At 41.4% G+C, this 19,726-nt stretch carries 15 protein-coding genes; 9 read left to right on the top strand and 6 right to left on the bottom strand.

Features of this window, described 5'->3' with window-relative positions; translation table 11 throughout:
• Positions 1 to 107: 107 nt before the first annotated feature.
• The 4 genes from CSV68_RS00960 (at position 108) to CSV68_RS00945 (ending at position 6,104) form a co-directional block, all read left to right on the top strand.
• Entirely contained in the window at positions 108 to 3,191 is a 3,084-nt protein-coding gene (locus tag CSV68_RS00960; RefSeq protein ID WP_233192829.1) for a DNA translocase FtsK, read from the top strand.
• A 130-nt stretch (positions 3,192 to 3,321) separates the two neighbouring features.
• The gene (murC, locus tag CSV68_RS00955; RefSeq protein WP_099632765.1) at positions 3,322 to 4,635 is read left to right on the top strand and encodes a UDP-N-acetylmuramate--L-alanine ligase; all 1,314 of its coding nucleotides are present in this window, start codon (positions 3,322 to 3,324) and stop codon (positions 4,633 to 4,635) included.
• Between the two features lie 162 nt (positions 4,636 to 4,797).
• Positions 4,798 to 5,250: a DUF948 domain-containing protein gene (locus tag CSV68_RS00950; RefSeq protein WP_099632766.1), complete on the top strand. Its 453-nt coding sequence runs from the start codon at positions 4,798 to 4,800 to the stop codon at positions 5,248 to 5,250.
• A gap of 56 nt (positions 5,251 to 5,306) precedes the next feature.
• Positions 5,307 to 6,104 (top strand): YtxH domain-containing protein, encoded by a 798-nt coding sequence (locus CSV68_RS00945; RefSeq protein WP_099661260.1) that lies wholly within the window; start codon positions 5,307 to 5,309, stop codon positions 6,102 to 6,104.
• A gap of 104 nt (positions 6,105 to 6,208) precedes the next feature.
• Here the strand turns inward: CSV68_RS00945 and CSV68_RS00940 are convergent, their stop codons facing one another.
• Positions 6,209 to 8,344: a cell division protein FtsA gene (locus CSV68_RS00940; protein WP_368665166.1), complete on the bottom strand. Its 2,136-nt coding sequence runs from the start codon at positions 8,342 to 8,344 to the stop codon at positions 6,209 to 6,211.
• Between the two features lie 165 nt (positions 8,345 to 8,509).
• On the opposite strand from CSV68_RS00940, the gene CSV68_RS00935 reads away from it, so the two are divergent.
• Together CSV68_RS00935 and ccpA are read left to right on the top strand one after the other, a co-directional pair.
• Positions 8,510 to 9,592, top strand: a complete 1,083-nt coding sequence (locus CSV68_RS00935) for a bifunctional 3-deoxy-7-phosphoheptulonate synthase/chorismate mutase (RefSeq protein WP_099632768.1) — start codon at positions 8,510 to 8,512, stop codon at positions 9,590 to 9,592.
• Between the two features lie 134 nt (positions 9,593 to 9,726).
• On the top strand, positions 9,727 to 10,728 hold the full coding sequence (gene ccpA / locus CSV68_RS00930; protein ID WP_099632769.1) for a catabolite control protein A: 1,002 nt from the start codon (positions 9,727 to 9,729) through the stop codon (positions 10,726 to 10,728).
• 125 nt (positions 10,729 to 10,853) lie between these two features.
• Here the strand turns inward: ccpA and CSV68_RS00925 are convergent, their stop codons facing one another.
• The 4 genes from CSV68_RS00925 to CSV68_RS00910 all read right to left on the bottom strand — a co-directional run bounded on the left by CSV68_RS00925 (position 10,854) and on the right by CSV68_RS00910 (position 16,520).
• Positions 10,854 to 12,008: an acetoin utilization protein AcuC gene (locus CSV68_RS00925; protein WP_099661259.1), complete on the bottom strand. Its 1,155-nt coding sequence runs from the start codon at positions 12,006 to 12,008 to the stop codon at positions 10,854 to 10,856.
• A complete protein-coding gene (locus CSV68_RS00920; RefSeq protein ID WP_099632771.1) occupies positions 12,005 to 12,649 on the bottom strand; it encodes an acetoin utilization AcuB family protein in 645 nt (214 codons plus the stop codon). The genes CSV68_RS00925 and CSV68_RS00920 overlap by 4 nt, the downstream gene beginning before the upstream one ends.
• Positions 12,650 to 12,664: 15 nt before the next feature.
• Positions 12,665 to 13,297, bottom strand: coding sequence for a GNAT family N-acetyltransferase (locus CSV68_RS00915; RefSeq protein ID WP_099632772.1), 633 nt, complete (start codon positions 13,295 to 13,297; stop codon positions 12,665 to 12,667).
• Between the two features lie 265 nt (positions 13,298 to 13,562).
• Positions 13,563 to 16,520: a transglycosylase domain-containing protein gene (locus CSV68_RS00910; RefSeq protein WP_099661258.1), complete on the bottom strand. Its 2,958-nt coding sequence runs from the start codon at positions 16,518 to 16,520 to the stop codon at positions 13,563 to 13,565.
• Positions 16,521 to 16,891: 371 nt separating this feature from the next.
• On the opposite strand from CSV68_RS00910, the gene tyrS reads away from it, so the two are divergent.
• The gene (gene tyrS, locus CSV68_RS00905) at positions 16,892 to 18,157 is read left to right on the top strand and encodes a tyrosine--tRNA ligase (RefSeq protein WP_099632774.1); all 1,266 of its coding nucleotides are present in this window, start codon (positions 16,892 to 16,894) and stop codon (positions 18,155 to 18,157) included.
• A gap of 15 nt (positions 18,158 to 18,172) precedes the next feature.
• Positions 18,173 to 18,493, top strand: a complete 321-nt coding sequence (locus CSV68_RS00900; protein WP_099661257.1) for a hypothetical protein — start codon at positions 18,173 to 18,175, stop codon at positions 18,491 to 18,493.
• 192 nt (positions 18,494 to 18,685) lie between these two features.
• Here the strand turns inward: CSV68_RS00900 and CSV68_RS00895 are convergent, their stop codons facing one another.
• Positions 18,686 to 19,093: a hypothetical protein gene (locus tag CSV68_RS00895; RefSeq protein ID WP_099661256.1), complete on the bottom strand. Its 408-nt coding sequence runs from the start codon at positions 19,091 to 19,093 to the stop codon at positions 18,686 to 18,688.
• Positions 19,094 to 19,359: 266 nt separating this feature from the next.
• Here CSV68_RS00895 and CSV68_RS00890 point away from each other — a divergent pair, with 266 nt between their 5' ends.
• Positions 19,360 to 19,563 carry a hypothetical protein gene (locus tag CSV68_RS00890; RefSeq protein WP_099632777.1) on the top strand — a complete coding sequence of 68 codons (204 nt, stop codon included), beginning with the start codon at positions 19,360 to 19,362 and terminating at the stop codon, positions 19,561 to 19,563.
• Positions 19,564 to 19,726 lie beyond the last annotated feature (163 nt).

Genomic DNA, 19,726 nt, shown 5'->3' with positions numbered 1-19,726 from the left:
CATTTTATACAGAAAGAACATAGAACTGTTTGATTTCCTTATAGGTAACCTGTTAAAATGAAATGATTGATATGAAAAGAGTGATATATTTGAGCTGGCTACGGAATATGAAGAGACGCCTTCAGCAAATGCAAGAAGGCTCTGAAAAAGAGAACCCATTATATGAACAATCAACTACTGAAAATAACATTGAAAAAAATAATGAAAACCAAAACCAAAATCAAATTAAAAACCAAAATCTAAACGAAGATCTTGATGAAAATAAAAAAACAAACTTTCGATTTCCGATAGTTTCTGACTATGAAATTTATGGATGGGAACCACAAATCCATCATGATGAATATACAAAAGATTATTTACAAGAAGAAGCAGCGACACAAGAAGATGCATATGAAATACTTCCTTTGGAACAGAATGAACGTTGGCCAGGTCGTTATGAGCGAGGTGGAAATGTCTACCGTGCAGAAGCAAAACGAGATTTTGCTCACATCATTCCACCTACATCAAGTCCACTACCTCTTCCATTTTCCGGAAGAAAGCATGACCGTACATTGCACGCGGAGCCGCAACGAATTGAACCCTATGAATCACGGCGTCCTGAACTAGAGGAACCGTATCAGCCGAAGGAAGAACCCGTGAAGGTTGAGAAGCCGAAGAAATTTAGAAAGCCGTTTACACCTACTCATGTTCCTTCACCTATCTACGGATTGAACACTAGTTCTCCAATCAGTGAGGCTATGGAGTCGGTCATAGAAAAGAAAGATACGAAAGATCAAGTGTTGCATGATCAATTAGAAGATCATGATGATGAATTGCCATTGTCCTTGATTTCCAATCAACAACCTAATGAAACACCATTATTTGCTAGTTCATCAGAAAAAAGACAGTCTGAGGTGTTTTCAGCGCCAGAACAAGCGCAAGAAGTAGAAGCACCTAAATCAGAAGTATCTGAAGAAGCTACGCAACTAGTAGAACAGACTGAAGAAATACCAGTGATAGAAGAAGAATCACTAGAAGTAGCTGAACACGACTTAGTGCAAGATGAAACCGAAGAAACTGAAGAAACAAGTGAAGAGTTAGAAGAAGTACCAGTAACAACGGTAGAACGAGAGGAATCGCAGGAAGTCTCTGCCCAAACGGAAGATGTAGAGCGTCCTCTATCGGTAACGGAAGTTGAAACAGAAGTAGAAAAGCATGAGGATGTTGAAGCTGAAATCGAAGAAATTGTAGTAGATTCAGAAGCGCCAGTGACTGTTACGATTGAAAAAGAAGTAGAAGTAGAAGTAGAAGTAGAAGTAGAAGTAGAAGAAGAAGAAGAAGAAGAAGAGGTAAAAGAAGAGATAGAAGAGGAAATAGAAGAAGTAGAATCCGAAATGGATGAAATAGAAGAACAAGCGCAACCAGTTAAAAAAGAAAAAGTCGTACCATTTAATGTGTTGATGCTTAAATCTGATAAAGAAAAATTAGCAGCAAGAGTAGAAGAGTTAATTGCAGCTAATGCAGCAAAGAAAGAAGTAGTAGTGGAAGAGCCAGTTGAAATAGAAGCGGATCATATGAATCGCGAAGTGGCGGAACCATCCGAAGCGGTAGGGGATATACAACCGGTAGAGCAAGAACTACAGAAGAATAGTATAGAACCAAGCGTGGAAGAACCAAGTTCCATCGAAGAGCCGCAATCCATTGCGGTAGAATCTTATGTCGAAGTAACCGAGACTGTGTCGACGACTTCTGAAACGATTGTAGAAGAGCCTGAAGAGGAAATAATCGAAGAAGAACCACCACATTACGGATTCCCGACGATGCAGTATTTAGCACCACCGGAGGAAGAAATCATTGATGAAGAGTGGCTTGCGTCGCAGTCCGCGACATTAGAAGAAACTCTTTCTCACTTTGCTGTAAAGGCGACTGTCGTGCAAGCTGTACAAGGACCTGCAGTTACGATGTTTGAGTTAACGGTAATGCAGGGGACGAAAGTAAGTAAAATTCGAAATCTTACCGACGACTTAAAATTGGCTTTGGCTGCTAGAGATATTCGTATCCAGGCACCGATTCCAGGTACAAGTATGATTGGTATTGAAATCCCAAATCGCAAAACACGTGCTGTTCGAATTTCAGAGGTTATTGATAGTGATTCCTTTATGAACTCAGACTCGCCCTTAGAGGCTGTACTTGGACTGAGTTTGACTGGTGAGCCGCAAACACTTGACCTACGCAAGATGCCACACGGAATGATTGCGGGTGCAACAGGCTCCGGTAAATCCGTCTGCATCAACTCTATACTGATCAGTTTGCTATATAAAGCTTCGCATCATGATCTGAAACTATTGCTCATTGATCCGAAGATGGTAGAACTAGCGCCATATAATGGTATTCCTCATTTGTTGAGTCCCGTTATTACGGATGTAAAAGCGGCGACTGCAGCGTTGAAATGGGCAGTTAATGAGATGGAAAGACGCTATGAACTGTTCGCGCATTCCGGCGTACGTAATATTGAACGCTATAACGAAATGGTCATGGAATCACGTCGTTTCTCTTTAAAAATGCCTTATATCGTAGTAGTGATTGACGAGTTAGCAGATTTAATGATGATGGCACCTGCAGATGTTGAAGTGTCCATCAGCCGAATCACACAAAAAGCTAGAGCGTGTGGTATTCATTTAATCATCGCAACACAGCGACCTTCTGTTGATGTCATCACGGGAACGATCAAAGCCAACATTCCAACTCGCATAGCATTTGCTGTATCCTCACAAGTGGATTCTAGAACGATTTTAGACACAGTAGGTGCAGATCGTTTACTTGGTAAAGGGGATATGTTGTATTTAGGCAATGGCCAATCGGCTCCTGTCCGTCTTCAGGGGACATTTGTCACGGATGATGAAATCGAGCGTATAATAGAACATGTTCGTAATGAAGCAGAACCGAATTACTTATTCGGCCAAGATGATTTGCTGGCGGCCGCTGTCCGAGAAGAGGAATCGGATCCGTTATTTGAGCAAGCTTGCAACTTTGTCATCGAGCAGGGGAGTGCATCTACCTCGTCATTACAGCGCCATTTCAGCATCGGCTACAACCGGGCGGCAAAGTTAATCGACCGAATGGAAGCAAATCAATTTATATCTGAGCAAAGAGGAAGCAGAGCGCGCGACGTCTTTTTGACTGAACAAGCATTTGAAAGCTTCATGAAATAATAAATCCAAAGTTCGTATCCAAAGGTTTGTGCGAACGCGTGGTATACTATGACAGGAAATAATCTTCTGGTCTACTATTGGACAATTGAAGATAAAAAGTGGGATGAAAGAATTCCCGGGAGGTTTCAATATGACATTGTTACATTTTACTGGTATAAAAGGATCGGGAATGAGTTCCCTTGCCCAGTTGCTGCATGACTCTTCTTATACAGTTCAAGGTTCTGACGTGGAAAAATACTTTTTCACAGAAGATCCCTTACATGAAAGAAATATAAAAGTACTTCCATTTGACGAGAATAATATTCAGCCGGGCATGAAAGTGATTGCGGGAAACGCATTTAAAGATGATCATCCTGAATTACTGCGGGCAAAAGAACTGGGTGTAGAGGTTATTCGTTATCATGAATTCCTTGGTGACTATATGGAACAATTTACTTCCATTGGTGTGACGGGGACGCATGGTAAAACATCTACAACGGGTTTGCTTTCACATGTATTGGGTGGCTTTGCGCCAACATCTTATTTAATTGGAGACGGTACAGGTAAAGGTGTCAAGAATGCGGAGAATTTTGTATTTGAAGCATGTGAATACAAACGTCACTTTTTGGCATACCATCCAGACTATGCAATCATGACGAATATTGATTTTGATCATCCGGATTATTTCACAAGTTTGGACGATATCTTGGATGCTTTCGGAGAGATGGCGAGTCAAGTGAAGAAGGCATTAATCGCTTGCGGTGATGATGATAATCTTCAGAAACTCCAATGTCAGGTTCCGATTGTTTATTATGGCTTGGATCCATCCAATGATTTTTACGCAGCGAATATTGAAAAAGATCAAAATGGCTGCTCATTTGATGTATTCATCCGAAATGAATTCTATTATCGTTTCACAATTACATTAACAGGCGACCATGCCATTCGAAATGCGTTGAGTGTTATTACGCTTTGTCATTATGAAAATATTCCAGCTGAAATTGTAAATGAACGCTTTGCGACGTTTACCGGTGTGAAAAGACGTTTTACTGTCTTGGAATTAGATGACCGCGTCATTGTGGATGACTATGCGCATCATCCAACTGAAATCCGTGCGACATTGGATTCCGCACGTCAAAAATATCCGAACCGTGAAGTGATTGCGGTGTTCCAACCGCATACCTTCAGCAGAACTGCTGCGATGTTAGATCAATTTGCAGAAGCTCTGTCTGAGGCAGATCATGTGTACTTATGTGATATTTTCGGATCTGCAAGAGAGCAAGTCGGAAGTTTAACCATTCAAGACTTGATTGATAAAATCCCGAACTCCCAACATTTGAAAATAGAAGATATGTCAGATTTAGAAGCACATCACAATGCGGTAATCTTATTTATGGGAGCCGGAGATATCCAATTATATTTAAAACAATTTAAATCAGATATTACGAAAGAAGAAACAGCCTAATCTTTTATGAGAAGGCTGTTTCTCTTTTTTTTTTAGAATTTATTGGTTTCAATAAAGGATATCACCTAGTTATGTCGAACAGGAGTAATAGGACGAAAAGTTTAGAAACTCTGAAAGAGGGGTAAAGTTTTCGTAAGAATATGCTCTAGGAGGATAACGTAAGTGATCAATTTACTTTACGTTGCAGCAGTAATTGCAGCAATCGCATTTCTTATTCTTTGTGTAAGTCTAGCTATGACACTGGGGTCGTTAAAGACATCTTTACAAAGTGTCTCGCATACAGTAGATGACTTATCAAAGCAATTAGAGGGAGTGACTACAGAAAGTACACAGCTTCTTCAAAAAACCAATCAGCTGGCCGAAGATTTACAAGGAAAAGCGGACAAGCTGAACACTGTGGTGGATGCGGTAAAGGGAGTAGGCGACTCAGTGAACACGCTCAATCAATCCGTTCATCGGATCTCGAGTTCAGTAACTACCCAAGCCGAACAAAACAGTGACAAAATCGCGCAAGTAGTACAATGGGGAACCGTTGCATTTGGTCTATATGATCAAGTAAAGGAACGGCAACCTAAAAAGTCCGCTGGTTGGACGGTATACAAATCGCGCTCCTAGTACAAGCATTTTCCTTTAAAACATACAAAAATAGTTAATTCACAGGAGGAAGAAAAATGACAGAAAACAAACCGAACTACAACGACAATCAAGGTAACTACTCAAACACTTATGGACAGCCACAATATCCGGCGAACTACTCATACCGTTCTACAAATGATCTGTATGACGAAGATAGCAGCGGTACAGGAAGCTTCATTGCCGGCGCAATCATTGGTGGGGTAATCGGAGCGGCAACTGCATTGTTCTTGGCACCGAAGACTGGCCGTGAAATGCGTGAAGATTTAACTACACAAGCTTCACAATTTAAAGACAAGAGTATTGAATTAAGCTCAACAGCAAAAGATAAAGCGGTAGAGCTATCAAGCACAGCAAAAGATAAAGCAGCCGAGTTATCAAGTGCAGCAAAAGATTACACAGCTGACTTCACGGATACGGCAAAAGAAAAAACTACAGCTTTCACTACAGCTGCAAAAGAGAAAACTTCTGAGTTGTCACATAGCTTACAAGAGCAATCAGGACAACTAGTAGACAAAGTGAAAACTGCTACATCAAAAGCTAAAGTTCCAATGGATGATGGTACAGTATCATCTGAAGGTGAAGAAGCAACTGATTATAAAAGTGCAAAAGAAAACAATGAAAAATCTGGAGAACTTTCAAAAGTAAAAGATTCTTCAAACAAAAATGAAGATCAAGTTAAAGCTGACAAATCTTCAAACAAAAACAATACCAATACCAATACCAATAACAACAAATCTCCTAAAGCAGATGTTTCAGCTAAAAAGGATACGAATCAGTCTAAAGCAAACAACTCAACTTCAAACAACAACAACAACAAAATCCATTCAAAATAATAGTGAAAACCTTCCTTCACGGGAAGGTTTTTTTCTATGCGTACTAGTAAATGAAAAGAGTAATAGAAAAAGCTACGCCATGCGATTTCCGCAAGGCGTAGCTTTTATTCAAATATAATCTCAAGTTGATCTCCGCCGAATATCAATTCATTGAAGCGAATGGATTCGCCATTCCGCATTAATCGATAGGCGGCCGTAGATTGAGAGGGTAATGAAAAATCAGTGAATGAAAATATGTCACTGAATAGTATAGGCGAATTGGATAACGATTTGAATTCAACCTGATCGTTACATTGTACTTGGTAGTCAAGGTTCGCCAGTTGTCCGTTTACATAAGCGGCAGTACGTGGTTTTTTGATCACCACGGGTTCTTCATTGAATGTAACATCGGCGCGCTCTTCTAGAACGATATCTAAATCCCTTGCTATTTCCTTTAAGGAAAGGGAGGCAGGTTGCAGCGTTTCAATGATATCGTTCGCGCAAATCTCATATTGGTCTGATACTTCTTGTCCGTTTGCAATGTAGACGGTCTCACGCTTCCTCAGACGGTGGGGGGTTCCGTTCCATGTAACAGTGAACGAATCTGTTCCCGGACTTACATGAGAGGTTATCGCATCTCGTATTCTATTCGCTGCATACACTGTCAGTTCTTCTCGATCAGCAATCTCCGTATCCATTGTCACAGTCTTTCCATTGAGTAAAATTTCACCTATAACCGTCCGTGTCACTCCGTCTAGCTGATAATGAATAGGTTCAGGCGCCTCTACCAAGTCCCTGACTGTCGCTGAGGCGTCTGTACCGTCTTTGCCGAACAATAGCTCAACATGGTCTTGGTTACCTACCCGATCCTTCGTGCCTGCTTCAGCGCCGTTTAACAAGATGGTCGTAGGTGAGCCGTGCTCGCCAGGAAGTGTTCTCCATTGTCCGTTTACTTTTACGGTTAGTGCGAGTCCAGGTCTACCGTATAACTGACGGGCAGTAATGCGGGCCGCGAGTAGCGTGTCACCTACAGTAAGCTCTTTTAATTCGAATAATCGAATGGACTGCTCGTTGACGGTTAGGGAAATATAATGAATCGGCGCTCTTTGCGCTGCGATCGCAATACCGATGGGTGTAACGAGTGCAGGAGAAGCTTCGATATGATCAGCGAGTGTAACCCCTGAGAGTGCGTCGAGACTTCGAATGGCTACCCGATTTTCCGGAAGATCTAGTTGCATACTCACTTCTTTTGTCAGTGTAGGCGTTAACCCTCCACCTCCGACAATCATGACGGCTTGTGGAGAGGAGTTGTGATTCAAGCGTTTGATTTCATTGGCGATGGATAACGCGAGATGTTTCACTGACGGTCTAATGACATCGATCACTTCTTGTGAAGGTATTTCTTGTTCGAATCCTAAAATATCTTGAACCGTCAAGATCTCTTGATCATGGATTTGACGTTTCAATTGTTCAGCTAAAGGAAAATCGAGCAAGTAATGTGAACTTAGTGCTTCGGTCATTTCGTCTCCCGCCACAGGTACCATTCCATAAGCCGTCACGGTGTTTTCTCTAACAATGGCAATATCTGATGTGCCAGCGCCAATATCAACTAATGCGATGTTCAATCTTCTCATAGAAGGAGGAACGAGCACATGAATAGCTGCGATCGGTTCAAGCGTTAGAGCTTCCATTTCTAAATCGGCACGCTGTAAGGCGGCGAGTAAGGATTCCACCACTACACGTGGTAAAAATGTAGCAATGACTTCTACAGTCGCTGATTTCCCGGTTTGATCTATTAAACTACCGATCTTTTCATCTTGCAATTTATAATATAAGACTGAATAACCTACGCAATAATAGTGATCATCCTCTTGCGATTGATGAGCGGCTAGTAATTTTTCCTGTGCATGTTGGACAGCTAATAACTCCAATCGGTTAATATCCTCTTTTGATACCAATGTACGATCTGAAATATCTACCGTCACAGTTCCTTCTGCTGTTTTCAATGAACGACCAGCTGCCGCAACACTGACATGTTTCAGAGGACCATGAGTTTGTTCCAATTCTTCCTTAATTTCTTGAATAATAGACGCCACGCTTAAAATATTATGTATTTGTCCATCAATCATCGATCGCTCTTTATGTTCTTTAGAAATCAAGTCTACAATATGGAATGAATCGTTATGTTCTTCCAGTATAATGCCCACAACGGAGCGAGTCCCGATATCAAGAGCGAATAACTTAGTAACCAGGATTTCCAACCTCTTTTCAAGTTTTTTCTATGTGAAAATAGTGAATATTTATTTATTCGATGAAATTGCGTGACTTTTCTATGAGTATTCATTATACTAGGTCTATTATATAAAAATGTACCATAGATTCCGGTGTTAGCAAAGGAAGATATGTACGGGGAGGAGACAGGTATTATGAGCAAGCAAGATTTAGGTGAGTTGAGAGGTACTATTGATCAGTTGAACCTAGATATACTTAAATTGATCAACGAACGTACAGGCGTTATCCAAGAAATTGGTAAGTTAAAAGAAAAGCAAGGTGTTAATAGATATGATCCGGTTCGCGAACGCGAGATGCTCAACGTCTTAAAGAAGGCAAACATTGGTCCTTTACCAGACGGTATCCTTGAACAGGTATTTAAATCTATTTTCATGTCAGCACTTGAAGTACAGCAAGATGAGCAGAAGAATGCATTGCTCGTATCCCGTACTAGAAAACCTGAAGACACGATTGTTGACGTAAACGGCCATAAAATCGGAGACGGACATCCATCTTTCGTATTTGGACCTTGTGCAGTAGAATCTTACGAGCAGGTTTTGGCAGTTGCCAAGTCAATCAAAGCAAAAGGATTAACGATGATTCGTGGAGGAGCTTACAAGCCACGTACATCTCCATATGATTTCCAAGGTTTAGGCCTGGAAGGTTTAAAAATTCTAAAGCGAGTTGCGGATGAAACTGGACTTTCTATCGTCACAGAAATCATTACACCGTCACACTTGGAGGAAGCACTCGAATATATCGATGTAATCCAAATCGGTGCACGTAATATGCAGAACTTCGAATTGCTGAAAGAAGCTGGAATGGTCAATAAGCCAGTACTTCTAAAGCGTGGAATGTCTGCAACGATTTCTGAGTTCGTCAATGCAGCTGAATATATTATATCTAAAGGTAATACGGAGATTATGCTATGTGAGCGAGGAATTCGTACATATGAGACGGCAACTCGAAACACGCTGGACATCTCTGCTGTTCCCATCTTGAAGCAAGAAACGCACTTACCGGTATTCGTGGACGTTACACACTCCACTGGCCGTAAAGATTTATTGCTTCCGACAGCGAAAGCAGCAATTGCAGTAGGAGCAGACGGCGTTATGGCAGAGGTTCATCCGGATCCAGCCGTAGCATTATCGGATTCAGCGCAGCAAATGGATATTGAGCAGTTTGACAAGTTCTACGAAGAGATTACTCGCTTCATGAACACACACCAAACGATCTAAAACATCCAACACCGATCCTTTATTCGTAAAGGTCGGTGTTTTTCTGTATAGAATGACGGAATTCTGTACAGAAAAACACAAAAGTCCAGTAGAACACGGTATACTAGTAAAGAATAAAGACAGGAGGAGCAAAAATGGCGATCACTATTTACGATGTAGCAAGAGAAGCGAACGTATCGATGGCAACGGTTTCACGTGTAGTGAACGGCAATCAAAACGTGAAGCCGGCGACTCGCAAAAAAGTATTGGACTGTATTGAACGATTGGGATACCGGCCAAACGCCGTCGCTCGTGGACTAGCTAGTAAGCGTACTACCACGATCGGAGTAATTGTCCCGGATATGTCCAAGAGTTACTACGCAGAGCTATCCAGAGGGATTGCAGACGTGGCCACGATGTATGAGTACAATATTATCATCTCGAATTCCGACAAGAGTACCTCTCGAGAGGTTGAGTTGTTTGAAGATCATTTAGGTAAGCAAGTAGATGGACTGATCTTCATGAGTGATTCTATTTCACCTGAAGTACGTAAAGAAATGAAAACAGCGAACGTTCCAATCGTCTTGGCAGGGACGTTGGATTTTGAAAACAACTTACCCTCTGTCAATATTGATCATGAACAAGCCGCATATGAAGTAACTAAGAAGTTAATCGACAATGGCCACAAGCGTATTGCATTTGTTTCGGGACCGTTTACGCGTGACATTAATCGTGTGTGCAAGCGTGTTGGGTATATTCGTGCGTTGGAAGAAGCGGGGATGATGATCGATGAGTCATTGATCGTGGAAACCGACAATACGTATGATGATGCTTACGAAAGCTGGAATGTGCTAGGTAAGTTGTCTGACCGTCCAACGGCTGTCATGACGAGCAGTGACGAAGTTGCAATTGGTATTATGAATGGTGTGCGTGATGAGAATCTTAGAATACCTGAGGATTTAGAGATTATTTGTTTCCAGCACTCTATTCTTGCGCGTATTGTTCGTCCGCAGCTGACTGCGATTGTGGTGCCATTGTATGACTTAGGTGCCGTATCGATGCGTTTGTTGACGAAGTTGATGAATAAGGAAGAAGTAGAAGAGACCGAAGTTGTTTTACCTTATTATTTGGAAGAGCGGCAGTCGGTTAAGAAGTAAGGTAGGAGTTGCCTCCTGCGACGAAGAGTAACGGGTATTGTGTTCAGAACTTTGAGCACTACTACCTTATTTTTGAAAACATCAAGATAAAAAAGCAACTTATCTTCGCGATAAGTTGCTTTTTATTATGCTTTTCGAATGACGTGCAACGCTCTCGTTAGCATTTGCTCGTTTTTTTCATTGATGTCATGTTTACGAGGGACTGGCTCGTATAGGTCCTCAGGGTCTTCCCACGTCTCAATAAGAGGAACAGGGGATTCAGGTTGCCATTTGTTTAGCCAGGCTTCTGGCAGGCGTCCGGTTGGTGTTGGGATGTCCTTCATAGTCAGCCATAGATGAGACCATGCGCGCGGTACTACGCGCCATATATCGTATCCACCACCGCCTATTGCAATCCACTTCCCATCACAGAATTCTTCTGCGAGTTCTTTTGCTAGTTTCGGAATTTCTTCGTAAATCTTCATGGTGCTATACAGATGCGTTAATGGATCGAAGTAGTGCGCATCTGCTCCATTTTGGGTAAGAATAACGTCTGGCTTGAAGTGTTCTGCTACTTCCCGCAAGGCCGTTTTATAGATATGTAGGAATGATTCATCTTCCGTAAATGCGTCGATAGGGAAGTTGAATGACGTGCCATAACCTGCGCCATTGCCTCGTTCAGTTACATTACCTGTACCAGGGAACAAGTAGCGACCTGTTTCATGGATCGAGAATGTACAGACATTTGGATCATCGTAAAACGTCCATTGCACGCCGTCGCCATGGTGCGCATCGGTATCTACGTATAATACGCGAGCGCCATATTTTTGCTGTAAGTATTTGATAGCTACTGAACTATCATTGTAAATACAAAAGCCAGAAGCTTTCCCTTGGAATCCGTGATGCAAGCCGCCGCCGAGGTTCAGCGCGTATCTGGAACGGCCTTCCATTACTTCTTCAATTGCTGTAAGAGTACCACCGACGAGCAATGCGCTCGCTTCATGCATGCCAGTGAAGAATGGTGTATCTTCGGTACCGATTCCGTATATACTACCGATGTTTTCGCTAACATCACCTTTACTCGCTTTTTTCACGATTTCGATATACTTTGCGTCATGAGCCAGAAGCAATTCTTCGTCTGTCGCTGTGCGCGGAATCACGATTTCTTCAGGTTTGATCGTATTCATGTTATCTAGTAAATCTTTTGTCAAAATGATTCGCTTCTGATTAAACGGGTGGGTATCCGAAAATTCATAGTTTAGTTGGTCGGGAGAAAAGATAAAACTCGCTTGTTTTTTCATACGCCCATCTCCGGTTCACTTGGCCAAAGAACTTCGAATCCTTGCTCTTTTAATCCTTCGATGATCGGAAGAGGATTCATTCGTTTGATGCGGATCGCTAGAATTTTGTACTCTTCATTATCTTGATAAGGATAAACCAGTACACTTAGCACATTCGTATTGTGGTCGTGAAATACTTTAGATGCTTCATATAAAATACCAGGCGTGTTTGGAACGCGAATTTGAATATGCGAACTTGGCTGATTGGCACCTGTTAATTCAATATAGTTATAGAGTAAATCTGTTTTAGTAAGAATTCCGACTAGCTGATAATTAGAAACGATTGGTAAACAACCGATTTCATACGTATAAAACATTAACGCAGCTTCTTCCGCAAAGTCTCGCGGATGTCCAATCAATAAGTCGGTTTTCATAATTTTATCAAGTGTTGTTTCATAAAGTGAAGGTTCCAATCTCTCTGAAATGCTGGAAGGAGAGGCTTCTTTGACGTCACGATCTGTAACTAGTCCTTCTATCCGCCCATCTTTCACAATAGGGATGTGGCGGATTCGTTTTTCCTTCATCAGTTGTACCGCATCTGCAATCGTATGCGTAGAATTAAGCGTAATCACATCTGTTTTCATAATGTCCTGTATTAGCATGATCATTCCTCACTTTCAGTAATTAACACGATTTTTGAAACGCACACGATCAAAACGTTCGATGGATTCTTGATCGACTCGTTTTCCAATTCTCGCCATTAGTGCATTTGCGGGATGGGAGCTAACTTCTGGATCATCGGTTGAGAAAAATTCCATGCCACCTGCACGCATCATTTTCTCCATCATTTTACGATACTCCCATACTGTCAACCCAGTTCCTTTCAAATCCCAATGCCAATAATATTCGGTTGTAATAATAATATAATCTTCCACCGCATCATCGAGCATCGATAATTCCAGTAAAGATTTGCCGATGCGTGCACCACGATAGGCAGCAACTACTTCAACGGCACCTAGTTCAATTAAATTATCCATGTTTGCTTCATACCAGCGTTCGAGTGGATCGGGATATAGATAGGTAACGTACCCAACGACCATATTATCGATTCTCGCTACATTGATTCGACCTTCAGGAAACGCAGCGATTTTCACCAATGCTTCTTGTTGTTGTTTAGATGGACGGAATGCTTTTAGTCCTTCGTGAAATTCGAACGCCGCCAATCGCTCTGGTGAAACGGGCCCTTCAATGACCAGTTCCCCTTCGTCATGCGGAAATGATCTGGAAAAGTAGGTCTTTTTATGTTCCACACAGTTCACCTCTTCCTAATATTTCTATCCATTGTACGCTCAAGTACTAGTTGTAAGTTCGGCACGTGTTGCTCTTTGTTAAGTATACAATTGATAGGGTGGAAAAGTATATTATTATCATTAAAATCACTGAATTGTCGGTAATTATAATGGATTAGTAAAAAGTGTGGAAAGTAATGAAGAGGGGAGTTTTATTACTTTCCACACATTTTTTATAGACAAAAAAAGCCGGATTACAATTTCACCTTGTAATCCGGCTTGTGCGTTATTCTTTTGCTGCAGGAGCTGCATCTGGCTTTGGTTCAGGTGTAGCTTCCGGCTTTGCTTCTGGTTTTGGTTCTGGTTTAGATTCGGGTGTAGCTTCTGGTTTCGAATCTGGTTTTGATTCAGCATCTGTTTCCGGTTTTGCATCCGGTTTCGTTTCTGGATTAGTTCCTGGTTTTGTTCCAGAATTCGTATCTGATTTCGGCTCTGCTTTTGGTGCAGGTGCAGCATTTGTTACCGTGTTTGAAGGCCCTGATAGTTGGCCGGTAATATCAACTGCGCGCACATAGTAAGAACCATATCCGACTTTATACGATCTAGAAGCTCCGTCATGAACCGTACCGATTCTAGCACCGTTCTGATAAATGTAATAACCAATTACATCATTTGAAGAGGAGCCGGTCCATGTAAGAACTGAACCATTTTGTCCTGCCGATACGGCTGCTGGTGGTACATTGTCAGCAGGGAATGTGCCGCCTGCGACACTGCTTGAATAACTGCCACGACCTGCAAGTAGTTTAGAAGCATCTCCACCTAAACGTCCAAGCATCCGCTTTCCATATTCAGAAGTTACGCCAATGCCACCAGACGTGACAAATTCACGAGGAGTAGAAGCTAACGCCTGATATAGTTTTCCATTTACTCGAACAGCCGCTGATGAAACGATACTGTCATCCGCTTTTGATGGAACCATCTTTTTCGAATTAAATAAATCCGATCGAACGAGTCCTGCTGATGAACATGCAGCAGAAGGAGCGAGTCCTGAAATGCCACAGAATGAACGTGTGACAACGCCGTTAGGGCGCTTAAAGGTATCTCTTGCTTTAATCGTTTCTGGTATCACGGTATTGGCTGTATTCATCAATTGTCCGTACAATCGTGCTGTCCGTTCTGATGGATGCATTTGACCACTGTTGTAGCCGTGATATAACGGAGTATTTCTGTTTTTATAACCCATCCACACACCAAGCGATACATTTGGATTATAGCCGACTAGCCAAGCATCACCGTAATGCTGGGATGTTCCTGTCTTGGCAGCTAAATCTGGACGAATATTCATGAGGCCAGGTAATCTTGCAGCCGTACCGTTTCCTTTTAGTACATCACGCATCATATCGGTGATGATATAAGAAGTTTCCGGGCTGAACACTTCGACTGGTTCCGCTTTGTGTTCGAATACTATATTACCTTTCATGTCTTCAATTCGTTCAATCATATACGATTCAATGAATTGACCGCCATTGGCAAATGTAGCGAAAGCATTTGTGTTTTCCTCTACAGTGACATCCATCGTTCCTAATGCTGCAGAAAGACCACTACCTGCTTGATCTGTAGCATTTTTGAATTTCATTTTCTTAAGAAAATCAATTGGGTTTCTATCTATAATCTGGTCATATAGACGTATAGTAGATAAGTTTTGTGAACGTGCTAGTGACTCACGCGCTGGCAATACTCCAAGCTCACGGTCGAAGTAGTTACCAGGTGCATAGGTCCCTCTTCTAAACTTCACATCGACTAGCGGACTCCCTGCACCAATCACGCCATATTCAATAGCGGGTGCATAAACCAATAATGGTTTCATAGAAGATCCATTTTGTCGGTATGCTTGTGTGGAGTGATTTAATGCTTCGAGTTCATAATCACGTCCACCGACGAATGATAGGACTTTCCCTGTATGGTTCTCGATCAACGAGGCACCGACCTGTACAGGATTTTGTTTCGTAATCGTTTTGCCTGATTCGTCATCTACTGTTTCGGATGTATACGTATATCCGTAGTACTGGAAGCTGTCAGCCACTTCATTCATTTTGTCATACAGCTCTTTGTTGATCGTAGAGAAGATACGATAGCCGTCTGTTCGCATGGAACGGTCTGCCATGATTTCGTATTTTTCTTTGATCTTGGAATCACCTTCAAAACGGTCCGCGTCGATGCCATCTTTTTCAGCTAATACTTTAGCTAAAATTTCGATGGTACGATTTTGAATTTCTTGTGTGACATACGGATAACGTTCCGTCGCACGGCGTGAAGGTTGTCTGAAGTCTTTCGTTACATCGTAAGCCTTTGCTTCCTTCCATTCTGCGTCCGTAATATAACCTGCATCACGCATTCTGAACAATACCGTTTTCATTCGGTTAACACCGTACATAAGTTTTTCCCGTTCTTTAATCCCTTGATTTTTACTGTAGAAGGGCGTGTATGTATAAGGTGCTTGTGGAATACCCGCAATATATGCAGCTTGCGGCAAACTTAAATCAGCGGCTTTAATGCCGAAGATACCGCGTGCGGCTGTTTCGATACCTGCGATATTCTGTCCCGAAACATCACGACCATAAGGAATGATATTCAGGTAAGCTTCGAGAATTTCATCCTTCGTCATGAAGTGTTCCAAACGCATAGCTAGCAAGATTTCTTTGGCTTTACGTTCGTACGATACTTCATTCGTCAGAATCTGGTTTTTGACTAATTGCTGTGTGAGTGTTGATCCACCCGTTTGACTGTCTGAGTTCGTAACATCTTGGAACACGCCACGGAATATCGCTTTTGGCACGACACCTTTGTGTTCTTCAAAATATTCATCCTCAGTAGCAAGCACAGCGTCCAGTGCATACTGTGAAACTTTATCTAGCGTAATTTGTCGGCGCTCGATGTCCGAGTTGATCTTGCCTAGATAAATACTGTCTGCAAAGAACATTTCAGATGTTTCTTCATAAGTAAACACCTGGTCTCGAAGTTCTTCTTTCGTTCGTAACGGTTCTTTCGCAACGAGAGAAGCGAAATAGCCTGCACCAACTGAACTCGCAAATACGGCCCCAATGACGGCGAAGATAATGAGTAAAATAAACAAGTTCCAAAGTACGCCGGTACCGATGCGAAGTTTTTTGGCCCAAGGCTCTTTTTTCGCTTGTTCAAACTTATCTTCAAGTTGCTTAATTCTATTATTCTTTTCGTTATTCAAAGTTTTTCTCCCCCCAAAAATCTTTCTCATTATATCACAGATTCAAGAGGAAATATGCATTAATTGTTGACTTTCATTGGAAGATAGGTAAAATTGAACTCATACGAAATTACATGTCGAAGAAACCGAAGTAGTGGTAGTGAGTTCCGTCCTAGAGAGACAGCGGTTGGTGGAAGCTGTTCGGTGCACTATACATGAATTACAGTTTTGGAGTGTACGTTTTGCGCAACGTTACTAGCGCCTCAAAGCCGGAGAGTGTTTACTCTCAAGCCGGGTGGTACCGCGTTATGAATTACTCAACTAACGTCCCTGCATGATCATTTATTGATCGTGTGGGGACTTTTTATGTTGAAAATAGGAGGAAATAAAAAATGTCGAATGAATTAATGGATGATTTACGTTGGAGAGGTTTGCTATACCAGCAGACGAATGAAGAAGGACTTGAAAAGCTTCTAACAGACGAGAAAATTTCTCTATACTGTGGGGTAGACCCAACAGCAGATAGTATGCACATCGGTCATATCGTACCGTTGCTGACACTGCGTCGCTTCCAGTTACACGGACATCAACCGATTCTATTGATCGGTGGCGCTACAGGGATGATCGGGGATCCATCTGGACGCTCTGAAGAACGCCAATTGCAGACGACAGATCAAGTAGACGACAATGTTCGCGGAATCAAAAAGCAACTAGAAATGATCTTTGATTTTCAAACAGAAAATGGTGCGAAGCTAGTAAATAATAATGACTGGATCGGTTCCATGTCATTGATCGAATTTTTGCGTGACTACGGTAAATTGCTAAGCGTCAATTACATGCTAGCAAAAGATAATGTGGCGTCTCGTCTAGATCAAGGGATTTCGTTCACGGAATTCTCGTACATGTTGATGCAAGGTGCAGACTTTAATCACTTATTTGATAACCACAACTGCCGTGTGCAAATCGGTGGATCCGATCAGTGGGGGAATATTACGACAGGTCTAGAAGTCATCCGCAAAATGCATGACGAAGAAGTACAAGCATACGGATTCACAATTCCGTTAGTAACGAAAGCGGATGGCACGAAATTCGGTAAATCTGCTGGCGGTGCAGTATGGCTTGATGCGAAGAAAACTTCTCCATATGAGTTTTACCAATTCTGGATTAACGCAGCAGACGCGGACGTTGTGAAATATTTGAAAATCTTCACATTCCTAAGCCGTGAAGAAATTGAAGCACTTGAAGTATCCGTACAAGAAGAGCCACACTTACGTAAAGCACAGAAGACGTTGGCAGAAGAAATGACGCGCCTAGTTCACGGTCAAGACGCACTAGATCAAGCACTACGTATTTCTGCAGCACTATTTAGCGGTGACTTAAAAGCATTAACAGCTACTGAAATGAAAGATGCGTTTAAAGACGTACCGACTGTAGAAATGGAAAAAGTGGATCAAAACATCGTCGATTTCATTGTACAAGCGGGTGTATCTCCATCGAAACGTCAAGCGCGTGAAGACGTAACTAACGGTGCCATTTCCTTCAATGGAGAGCGCATTACAGATACGGCATTCACGGTAGGGGCAGAGCAACGCTTGGAAGACGCATTCACTATTGTGAGACGTGGGAAAAAGAAATATAGTATGGTGAAGTTTGTTTAACTGGGAGATCATAAATTGAAAAAAGAGTATATGATGTACGCGATGACGTTAGGTTTAATAGGCGACGCGATTAATGAAATGATCGATGCGGTGGAAGAGGATAGCCCAGAAGGTGTTAAACGCGCCGCTAAGCGATTTACTACTGTAACGACAACCATTAAAGAAGAAACGCCACCAAACATTTTCGCGATTGAGCATCAAGAACTGGTTGAAGCTTTTACACTGTGGAATGTAGCGAACAAGCAAGCGACCGCTATGCGATCTGAAAACATCGTGGAAGCTGCATCAGCCGCTTTAGATAAGCATGAAGGTTTCCTAGTGAGTATCATGGATTGAATTTATGATACGTTACGGAATTAATAGTTGATGAAAAGGCATCTCTTCGGAGGTGTCTTTTTATGTTGGAAATAGTAATTCTGTTGATATAGGGAAGGGAATATAAATGAAATAGCAAATTTTAGTAAAAGTACCTATGTGGTAAAACAGCTATAACTGATTACCTCATAGGCACTCTACTTTATTGTGTGCTTATTGTATTAACATTTTTTTGATGATGCGAATGTCTGTATCGTGATCATTAACAAGGCGTTGAGTCATGTGCATTTCATCTAATTTTTCTGTATTCCGTGAGACGTTTTCGGTTAAAGCGTCAATTTTCTCATCAGTCGAAATGGAGCGTGCATCAAGTTCAAATATAGCCTGTTTCATAAATCTTTGTTCTTCTTTAATGGAAGCAACATCCGACTTGAGTAAAGAGACGTCCGTTTTTAGTAAAGAGACATCAGTTTTTAATGAAGAAATATCAGGTTTTAGTGAAGAGAAATCGGTTTTTAAAGAAGAAAACTCATCTTTAATATCTTTTTTAAAGACGGATAAAACCTGTTCCATGTTCGTCATTTTATTAACCATAAGTTCTAGAAGGTCTCGATCCGTCATATAATACCTCCTCATAGTTTTTGTATGTGTTTTTTAATAGATATCTAAATTAAATTTGCTTATTGTATATTTGATGTCTATCATATCATGTTTTAAACAATTTGTACAGAACGTATATTCGTGTCTGGTATATTTCTATCGGAGTTATTTGGGTGATGACAACCCTAAACGTTCAAGAAAGCACAAAAACTTAGCGCTCACATCCTCAACTTAAAAGGGTTTTCCTTCTCTATGTCGAATACTGTAGATAGAGGGAAGTGAGAAGTTTGAAAAAATACAGAGTACATTACCACTTTGCAGGCGCTGAAAGTATTGTCAGAATCGTTGAAGCAGAAGATCAAGAAGATGCGTTAGGGATGGCGACAAGTTCTCGAAGCAATGATATTGTTTTTACAGATAGTAAAGGAACGTTATATTGTTTCTTTTATAGAGACGTAAAATATGTTTCAATTGTAGAAGACAGATCATAAACAACAGAAGTATAAAACTTTTGTGAAATATTAATTCGGAGCGTCCTTTCTTGGGACGTTCTTTTTTTATATATTTTTTAATTCCTCATAAAGAAGATTTGCTTCCATGCATCATATAATAAAAAACCACATGTACATATAGCTTTTTAGCACGTTTCAAAAT

It is taken from the genome of Sporosarcina sp. P29, assembly GCF_002743265.1.
Lineage (GTDB): Bacteria > Bacillota > Bacilli > Bacillales_A > Planococcaceae > Sporosarcina.
The sequence above is the reverse complement of the archived record's forward strand: the minus strand, read 5'-3'. Positions and strand labels throughout refer to the sequence as shown.